10 protein-coding genes are annotated in these 8,431 nt (G+C 59.9%); 8 read left to right on the forward strand and 2 right to left on the reverse strand.

Annotation, left to right across the window (positions count from 1 at the left end):
• Nucleotides 1-223 precede the first annotated feature (223 nt).
• A complete protein-coding gene (locus tag R2N16_RS25185; RefSeq protein WP_316669729.1) occupies nt 224-493 on the reverse strand; it encodes a CopG family ribbon-helix-helix protein in 270 nt (89 codons plus the stop codon).
• Between the two features lie 204 nt (nt 494-697).
• Between R2N16_RS25185 and R2N16_RS25190 the strand changes: the two genes are divergently transcribed.
• A complete protein-coding gene (locus R2N16_RS25190) occupies nt 698-1,510 on the forward strand; it encodes a hypothetical protein (protein WP_316669731.1) in 813 nt (270 codons plus the stop codon).
• 22 nt (nt 1,511-1,532) lie between these two features.
• Here the strand turns inward: R2N16_RS25190 and R2N16_RS25605 are convergent, their stop codons facing one another.
• Nucleotides 1,533-1,964 carry an H-NS family nucleoid-associated regulatory protein gene (locus R2N16_RS25605; RefSeq protein WP_428984172.1) on the reverse strand — a complete coding sequence of 144 codons (432 nt, stop codon included), beginning with the start codon at nt 1,962-1,964 and terminating at the stop codon, nt 1,533-1,535.
• 612 nt (nt 1,965-2,576) lie between these two features.
• Between R2N16_RS25605 and R2N16_RS25200 the strand changes: the two genes are divergently transcribed.
• From R2N16_RS25200 to R2N16_RS25225, 7 genes are all read left to right on the forward strand, one after another.
• Nucleotides 2,577-3,011, forward strand: a complete 435-nt coding sequence (locus R2N16_RS25200; protein WP_316669733.1) for a Crp/Fnr family transcriptional regulator — start codon at nt 2,577-2,579, stop codon at nt 3,009-3,011.
• 24 nt (nt 3,012-3,035) lie between these two features.
• Nucleotides 3,036-3,473 carry a helix-turn-helix domain-containing protein gene (locus R2N16_RS25610; RefSeq protein WP_428984173.1) on the forward strand — a complete coding sequence of 146 codons (438 nt, stop codon included), beginning with the start codon at nt 3,036-3,038 and terminating at the stop codon, nt 3,471-3,473.
• The gene (locus R2N16_RS25205; protein WP_316669735.1) at nt 3,388-3,978 is read left to right on the forward strand and encodes a hypothetical protein; all 591 of its coding nucleotides are present in this window, start codon (nt 3,388-3,390) and stop codon (nt 3,976-3,978) included. Before R2N16_RS25610 ends, R2N16_RS25205 begins: the two co-directional genes overlap by 86 nt.
• 662 nt (nt 3,979-4,640) lie before the next feature.
• Nucleotides 4,641-5,003, forward strand: a complete 363-nt coding sequence (locus R2N16_RS25210) for a transposase (RefSeq protein WP_316669737.1) — start codon at nt 4,641-4,643, stop codon at nt 5,001-5,003.
• Between the two features lie 114 nt (nt 5,004-5,117).
• The gene (locus R2N16_RS25215) at nt 5,118-5,372 is read left to right on the forward strand and encodes a hypothetical protein (RefSeq protein WP_428984174.1); all 255 of its coding nucleotides are present in this window, start codon (nt 5,118-5,120) and stop codon (nt 5,370-5,372) included.
• A 49-nt stretch (nt 5,373-5,421) separates the two neighbouring features.
• The gene (locus R2N16_RS25220) at nt 5,422-5,640 is read left to right on the forward strand and encodes a hypothetical protein (protein WP_316669739.1); all 219 of its coding nucleotides are present in this window, start codon (nt 5,422-5,424) and stop codon (nt 5,638-5,640) included.
• Between the two features lie 757 nt (nt 5,641-6,397).
• Nucleotides 6,398-7,900, forward strand: a complete 1,503-nt coding sequence (locus R2N16_RS25225; protein ID WP_316669742.1) for a tetratricopeptide repeat protein — start codon at nt 6,398-6,400, stop codon at nt 7,898-7,900.
• Nucleotides 7,901-8,431: the final 531 nt, after the last annotated feature.

The raw sequence follows: 8,431 nt of genomic DNA on the forward strand, positions 1-8,431 counted from the left end.
GCCCGTCAGGCAAGGGAAAGCGCCTCGACGGACGAATCAACGACGCCGGAAATCTCCACTTCTGGACGGTACTAATTCCGGTGTAGGGTCATCATGCCGGATTCTCTACTTCTCAGCGGTACTGTTTCTTGGTGTAGGGTCACCGCAGACTTGTTGACTTGAGCCAAAAACTCATACAGGCGCGTCACGTCAGATACCGCCTTGCGGGTCCACTTGATTTCCATCAACGCGGGGCCTTCCTTGGCTTAGCCGTCAATAGACTGTTAGCCCACCCTTGCACAGCCTGATGGGCGATCACCGCTCCAGCGCCCACATCAGCAAGGGCCTCGCGCGTTAACCGACTACGCTCTTCCTCCTGACTGATCCAAGCTGATAGCGCTTGTTTCATGATCCAGTCGCGCGACCTATCCAGCCGCCCTGCAAGCTCATCAACCTTCTCCGCCAACTGCACCGGCACATGAGCCGTCAAAACGCGCGTCTCAACTTGAGCCATCGCCAACCTCCGTGTGATTGATTTTGATGATAGTCAAAGCATAAGAATCAAGTGGGAGGTGCAGCGCGCAGAGAGCGCTTCCTTCATATGGCAGTCAAGATCTATACGTGGCGTGTGCCGGTCTGCATCGCGCATTCATGTAAGTGATCGGGGAGCCAGTCGCAGACATACTTTCCTATGTCTTCATAGATAAGGGGTGTCGCAGTGCCTACAGATCAGAACTCGGCTCTGACGTCTGAACAAACCGCAGGCTTAGACCCGCCGTGGGAAAGAATCTCGAAGTCAGCGGCTCGCGCACTGGAGTACTGGCTCGACGGCAAATCGAGTGGTGAAACCGGAGTTGCCGGGTTCAAGGCGATGGAATGGAGTTTGGCTGCCGAATACTTCGACGAATCAACGAAGCACTACTCATCGGCGGCACAGGTGGCACGTGCTCCGACGGAGCTCATCGCTGATGCCCAAGCGCGAGCGCTGCGTGTACACGGTCTTGCCGAGGAAGCGCGCGCACTCAGAGCTTTCGAGGCCTTGGCATTTGGCAAGGCAGCCGAACACTTTGGTGAATCACAAAAGGCCTTCACCGCGGTACCGCAAGTGAAAGAGGTTCCGGCGAAGTTTCTCGCTGATTCCGAAGCGTTGGCGCAAAGAGCTGGCCGGTTGGCGGCGGACATGAAAGCCCTCAACGCAGGCGGAATGCCTGACAAAGACATCGGTACGCTTAAAGCCCTGGTGCAGCTCGCGTGCAGTGATCCCCAGAGCCTTGCGTTTTCTACGCGAGGTCTTGTGGCACGCTACGTCAATCAACCCGGCGCGCCTACGTCGAGACTGATCGATGCTTCCATGACACCTCCCGCTACCGGGAAGACAGGCACCACTACGGCCGCCTTGAGTTCGAGCGCTGTTACTCAAGACGACGTGATGCTGGGTTTAAGGCAAGGCGATACCCGTACTGATGCCCCACCTACAAAACGCGCTCGACCCAATCCGCAGTATCCAACTCCACACCCGCTCGTGAAGTGAGCGGGGTGGCGGCCTTATCGAGCTAAGTCACCCGGAAATGCTCGGCCGACTGACCTGCCGCGATCGCGCGCTGTAGCCACTCGGGCATCTCGCTGCGCCCATCCCAGGTCTGCCCTTGCGCGTTGCGATACTGCGCTTGGCCGGCGCGTTGTCTTGCCGTGCCAAAGCATCCCGCAGCTTGCAGTTGCGCGTAGCTCAATCCATGGCGCGTGATCTGCGTGCGAATCCACACGATCGCTTCCGCGCGCTGGCGTAGTTCGGTCGCCGAGCGCGGCATTGCATTCCATCTGCTGTTGCCCTTGAACTTGGTGACAGGTTGCCGCTTGGGTGCCGCAAAGCATCCCGCCGCCTTGAGCTGTGACAGCGTCAGCCCATGCAGTGCCACTTGCTCCTGGACCCACGCAATCGCCTCCGCTCGACTGCGTCGCTCATCCAACTGTGCCGCGATTTCCACCGCCCCCCCTTGTGGTGATCTGTCTTAATCGGTGATGCCCTCCTTGAGGAGGATAGACAACATATCTCCTACTGCACGCATACTGAAACCGTTTGCGTGGGGCACCGCTGATGGCTCCCCTGCAAGGCTCACGCACTACCGGCACAGGATCAGCATCGTTCCGTCTGCAGCCTTGCGCGTCAGCATCGACGCCTGCCATTACGGACGACCAGCTCGAGCTGCCTTGCATCACGACCGCGCACACCGAAGACGCGGCATTCATTTTAAGGGGACGTTCGGGATGAAGGTAATGCTGGTGGAGGGCAGTCGCGATGTGCGTATCGGCCTCGGGCTACAGTTACGGGAGCAGGGGCACGACGTTGTCGAGTGCGCCAGCGGTCGTGATGCGCTGCTCTTGGCGGCGTATTACGCTGCCGACCTCCTGGTGTCTGGCGACGTATTGCCAGACATGACTTGTCGCCAACTGGTTGCGGAACTGCGTCAGTGGTCACCGCAGTTGAGCGCACCAGTCGTGGTCCTCAAACCAAACGCTGGCGGGCTACCCGCCTTGCACGTGCACTAGCTGTGCCCATGGTGCCGCGTCTTCCGACCTGGCCAAGCCAAGGGCACGCAATGCCAGATCATTCGACTACCACAACCTGCACGGCCTGCGAGAACGCTGGGCATTGCCTTCTCGAAGGATTGGCGCATGGCGACATCGCCATCATTGAGGACCTTGCGCAACGCGCGATTCGCGTACCCCGAGGCGAAACACTCTTTCGCGCTGGCGACGCCGTGGACGGCCTCTTCGCCGTGAAATCGGGTTCACTCAAGATCACGCTGGGCGACGAACACGGACGGGAATCCATTGTCGCGTTTTGCCTGAGCGGCGACGTCTTTGGTACCGATGGCTTGGAGTCAGCAACGCGCACCACCAGCGCGATCGCGCTCGAGGACACCGAGGTGTATGCGATCCCTTGGGGACATCTCGCAACGGTTGCGGAGCAATCCCTTGCGATCCAAAAGGTGATGAAGCGGGTGTTCAGCATGCGGATTCACCGCAAATAGAAAGACGCGCTGGTTTTGGGCAGCATGCACCCCGAGGAACGTGTGGCCGCCTTCTTGCTCGATCTATCGCGGCGGCCTGGCACTCGAGACCTGTCGAGCCAGCAACTCGTCCTGCCTATGGGCCGCAAGGAGATTGCCAACCACCTCGCTATCGAGATGAAGACGCTGAGCCGGATTTTCAGCAATCTCGTCCGTGACGGCATATTGAACGTCAAGCGACGGAACATCGAGATCCAGGACGACACCGGACTGATACGCGTGGCCGGGTGCAAGCGGCGAGCACCAGGCAATCAGCCCCGGCCGGGCAAATGGTCCCGGCCTCAACTTCGCGGAAGTTTGGTGGCCATTCGATGGTGGGGTGGGCCGCGGAGCCGAAATGACTTTCGTGATCGTAAGACCAACCACTCAAAGGTCCGCTTCGATGAGTCCAACACTGCCGAGAAACACAGCTGCGTCGATTAACACCGTGCCGTCGGCCGAGGAAACGCCCGAAGAAGCGGCCGCGCACCTCACCAGAGGCTTAGATCTGTTCAAAGCCCGCGAATACAACCGGGCGATCGCCGCATTGGATGCAGGCACCGAACACAAAAGGTTTGCCGACCTTGCAGACGTTGTGCAGGCTGATGCGTATGCAAGTCTTGGCGAAGCGTGGCTGCGCTACGGTGTCCCGGGAGTGGCGAAACCTGCCTTAGCGGCTTTTGAGAAAGCGACAAATCACCGCGGGTTCGAGGAACTACCGCCAGACCGGCAAGCCGCGGCGTATCTCAATCTAGGTCGCGCATTGCGCGATATGGGTCGGATCGATGACGCGGTGAAGGCCTTCAATAGAGGCATCGCGCACGCTGGTTTCAAGCAGCTTGAATCGGTTAGACAAGTTGTCGCGACGAGGGCCCTTGAAATGATCGCACCGCCCGTGGCATCGCCTCCTCGGTCTCCAGTGCCAGGGCCGCAAGATCGCAACCGCTAAGGCTGCGATTATCTCGCCCTAGGGACCGGCTCCTCTGCAGCAAGCTTGGGACGAATCCGCACGGTCCCTTCGTCGTGCCGGCGCAGCACGACGCGTTTAGCGTAGCTCGCTCGATTCGTCACCACAGTGGACATACTTCAGATGCACAACACATATGTCGTGTCGAGATGCTTGGCGGGCAACCTCTTCGTACTTGTGCCGCCCCCAAAGCAAACAAAGAATCCGTCTCATGTCCGCTCCTGATCTACCCTCGGCTTCCAAAGCCTAATATTCCGCCGGACATCGCTCGCGATCGCAATCGCGACGGCGCACCCGTGCATCACGGCGATTCTATCGAATCGTTTGGTTCCTGTGCATGAGCACCGTCCGTGATGGCGAAGCGGTGGGGATTTGAGCAAGAAGAATGAGGTACGCTGAAGAACGTCCCTCAAGGAGCGTGCACGTGCGCGCCTGCGAAGATGTCACCTTCGACGATGCCAACGAAGGAGACCTCGGGAGTGTGCCATGCCTTGCTACAGACGCCATCGTTCTGCGCCCTGTTGCGCCGCATTGATGAGGACCTTGCAAGGGCGGTCCGCGACAGGGGGTGCTGCCATTGCGGCGAGCCACTGCACAGCACCGACTACCCGCGCAAGCCACGGGGGTGCCCGGCGGCGGCGCGAGTGGAGTGCGACACGCGCCTGAGCTTGTGCTGCGCGGACTGCCGCAGGCGCACCACGCCCGAGTCGGTGCGCTTCGTCGACCGGCGCGTCTATCTATCCATCATCGTGGTACTGCGATCGAGCCGCACCCATGGCGTGTGCCTGGACGGCCTGCCGCAGGTCGGCTGGGCCACGCTCAAGCGCTGGCGCCAGTGGTGGAGCGAGGCCTTCCCCAGCACGCCCGTTGGCCGGTGGCTGCGCGGCCGCCTGCAGCCATCACCGGAGCCGTTCGTCTATCCCGACTGCCTGCTGCAGGCCGTTCAACACCACACCCAGGATGAGCGCCTGATCGCGATCTTGCGCCTGCTACTGAACCCGATCTGATCGCGCCGGTTGAGGGTCGTGTTGGCATTGGGGGTGATCCGCAGAGCTTGTCGATAGCGCATCACTCGGGCGGTCCGTAGCCTGCTCCCGTTATCCACAGCCAACGGGAAATCCATGTCCCTGTCGATCGATCACCGCAACCGATGGGCGCGCCTGCGCTTCTCGGTCGTCGGCCCCTTACTGGCCTCGCCGCCGCCCAAGGGGGAATTGCAGCAGACGTTCCATGCCTTGGCCGTCAAGGTCTGGCGTCACCCCATCACCGGCGCTGACGTTCAATTCGGTGCGTCCACCATTGAGCGCTGGTACTACCGCACCCGCCACGTCCAGGAAACCTACACGGCGACCCAAAGCCGGCGTGCAAGGCGATGAGCGTGCTGACCGACATCGCCACATCCATCACCATGACCACGGAACCGACATGACCTTCCACCAGCCCTCCGGTATCAACCAAGGCTTGAACCTGCTCGTCGACGCCAACTGGACACCAGCGCAGGCCTGGGCCGTGATCGAACTGATCGACGATCTGCGCGAGCGGCTGCACTCGCACTACCAACTGGCCTTGGTCCAGTGGCTCGCAGAAGACCGGGAAGTGCATCCTGATGGCCTTGACCATGATCTCGGCGACAACAACTTCTGATGCAACCACAAGGGGCCCGACGGGCCCCTTGTTCCATCAACACCAACGGATCAGCACGTCCATCAGCATCGCTCGCTGATGTTCAATCTCCGCGATGGACCGCCCAACAACGCGCCATCACTTACCGTGCTCGCCAGTCCATCAAAACGCGTACTCACGCACAGTTCCAAACTGCGCGGGCCTTCCGTGCCCTCCAAGCGCTTCGCGACCTGGTTGGCATGCTCGGCTCGCAAGGCCAAATGAACCCCAGCAAAATCAGCGCAATCGCCCAACCGGCACCGGCCCAGAACCATGCGCCGAGCGCGGCGGCCGATGCCACAATCCTCGCCATCTTCAGGCGCTGCGCCAGCTGGCGGTAATCGGCCGCAGTCTCACCATTTGCCGAAGCGCTTGCAGCTATATCTTCGTAATATTCCATTGGGTTTTCCGGTGCAGCAACGAAAGCCAGTCCGGGTCCGCCCGCAGCCTAGCTCGGACAACCGATCCCAAGCCGTCTACCAGCAGCTTAGGACCGAGTTTGTCTAGATTTTGATCACATCCGTTGGCGCAGCTGGCTCATCTTTAGAAATGCGCGCTTGAAGCAGTTGCCGCTGAGTCGGCGATACGCGCGCAGGTGTTCTGTCAATTCGGTGCGATGAGACGTAAGCCGCGCAAAGCCGGACCCATGTGCCGATCGGTAAGCCATCCTTTGCGAGATCGCCGTACGCTATCGAAGACCCGCGCCTCGATTTGACCATTGCTTCGGAAGTTGACTTTCATGGGTAGTGCATCGCAAAGCGATATTCCGTCCAACACTTCACATGTCATCGCGCTCCCAGAGCACGCCGCCGCGCATATTGGCCACGGCAATGCGTTACTCCATGCCGAACATTACGAGGCCGCCATTGCCGCATTTCAAGCAAGTACAGCTCACCCGGAGTTCGAGGGCATAGCCCAAGGATTGCAAGCCCAGGCATTTGTCGGTCTGGGCACTGCCCTACGAAAGACCGGCAGCCCCGAGCCAGCCGTACACGCCTTGCTAGCAGGAACCGGTCACCCCGGTTTTCAAGCGCTTTCGCACGCTTGGCAGGCCGGGGCGTTTGGTAACCTGGGACTTGCGGCGCAGCACATTAACGAGCTTGAGCTGGCCATCCACGCTTTCCAGGCGAGCATTGAACACCTTGGGTTCGACGCGCTTTCCAACAATTTGCAGATCAGCTTGCTAGTTTCCCAGAGCATTGCGCTGCGGGACATTGGTCAGGCTCACTTGGCGATCGCGCCCCTTCAGGCAACTATCGGACACCCCGGATTCGAGGCGATTGCCGACGGGGGCAAAGCTAATGCCCACTTCATGCTGGGACATGCCTTTTTTGCGGCCGGCGATCTCCCAGCAGCGATAAGCGCCTTTCGGGATGCCATCGCCCATCGTGGCTTTAACACTTTCGCACCGGTGAAGCGTGCCAGCGCGCATATTGACCTTGCAACCGCCCTCCAAAACAGCGTCCAGTACAAGTTAGCGATCACCGAATACCGGATCGCGATCGCACACCGTGGGTTTAGGGAACTACCTATCACTCGGCAGGCTCACACTCATATCAATCTGGGCCACTCTCTTCGGGACGCAGATCGGCTCGAGCCGGCGATTGCGAAGTATCGTGAAGGTACCTTTCATGCCGGGTTTCCTGCACTGCCGCCTATCACCCAGGCTGTCGCGCTTGCCAGTTTGGGCCATGCGTTACTGGATGCCGGGCAGTGTGAGGAAGCGGTTACCGCCTTTCAAAGGGGGATAGCGCACCGTGGGTTTCGGGCGCTTTCCGATGTCGAACGGGTAGAAGCGCATGTGGACCTGGGTCATGCGTTGCGGGCCAGCGGTCAGGTCAAGTTCGCCATTGACGCCTATCGGAAGGCGAGACGCGACCCTGGGCTCCACGTTCTTGAACCGCATGGGCAAGTCTGCGCACATACTGGCCTCGCTCGTGCGTTTCTGGACATGGGTGATTTCAATTCGGCGATCGCCGAATATTGGGTAGGCATCAACCACGTGGGGTTCCCGTCGCTTTCTCTCGCCTGGCAGGCCCGCTCACATGTCAACTTTGGGCTTGCGTTAATGGGCGCCGGGCGCCCCCGATTAGCCATAGCTTCATTGGTGGCGGGCACAGAACACCAAGGGTTCGCCGAACTTACCTCTGCCAGCATAGCCAACGCGAAGGCTGCCTTACAAGAGCTTCAACACCAACTTCAACGAATGCCCGTAAGAGGTGCAACGAGCCGAGTCCGCTGAGAAAGTCATCTCGCTGCGGGGATTGCACGGTCATTGTTGGAATCAGCTTTCACGATGAAGACTCGGTAGTCCGCACCACCCAGGCTGTGATCGGGCGACGCCCTATAGGCCGAGCGGACGTCCTAGTAGCGGGCATCTTCCTTCGTCGCGAAGCGGTTGATGTCCACGCCATCGGCCCGCGCACCTTCCAGCATTAGCCGGTTTGCAGCTCGCAGAGTAACGGCATGGCCGAGAGCTTCGTGAAGACGATGAAGCGCGACTACGTCGCCTTCATGTCCAAGCCGGATGCCGCGACGGCCGTGGGCAACCGCGCGCTCCTCTTGTCCATTGCTGTGTCATGCCTTTCGAGGCCGCGCCCGAGGGGCACTACAGCGAAGTCCCTTTGTAAGTGCAAATACAAGGTCATCACCCCTTCCCTTGCCCGTTGGACATTGACGTCGGTGCGTATTTCAAGCCATCGTGGACGGCCATTTCAGATGAGCGTAGACGGTGTTTCAAGGCAACGTGGACGCCGTTTCAAAGCATCGTAGA

Origin of the sequence: Ralstonia psammae (genome assembly GCF_958405935.1) — a bacterium.
GTDB lineage: Bacteria > Pseudomonadota > Gammaproteobacteria > Burkholderiales > Burkholderiaceae > Ralstonia > Ralstonia psammae.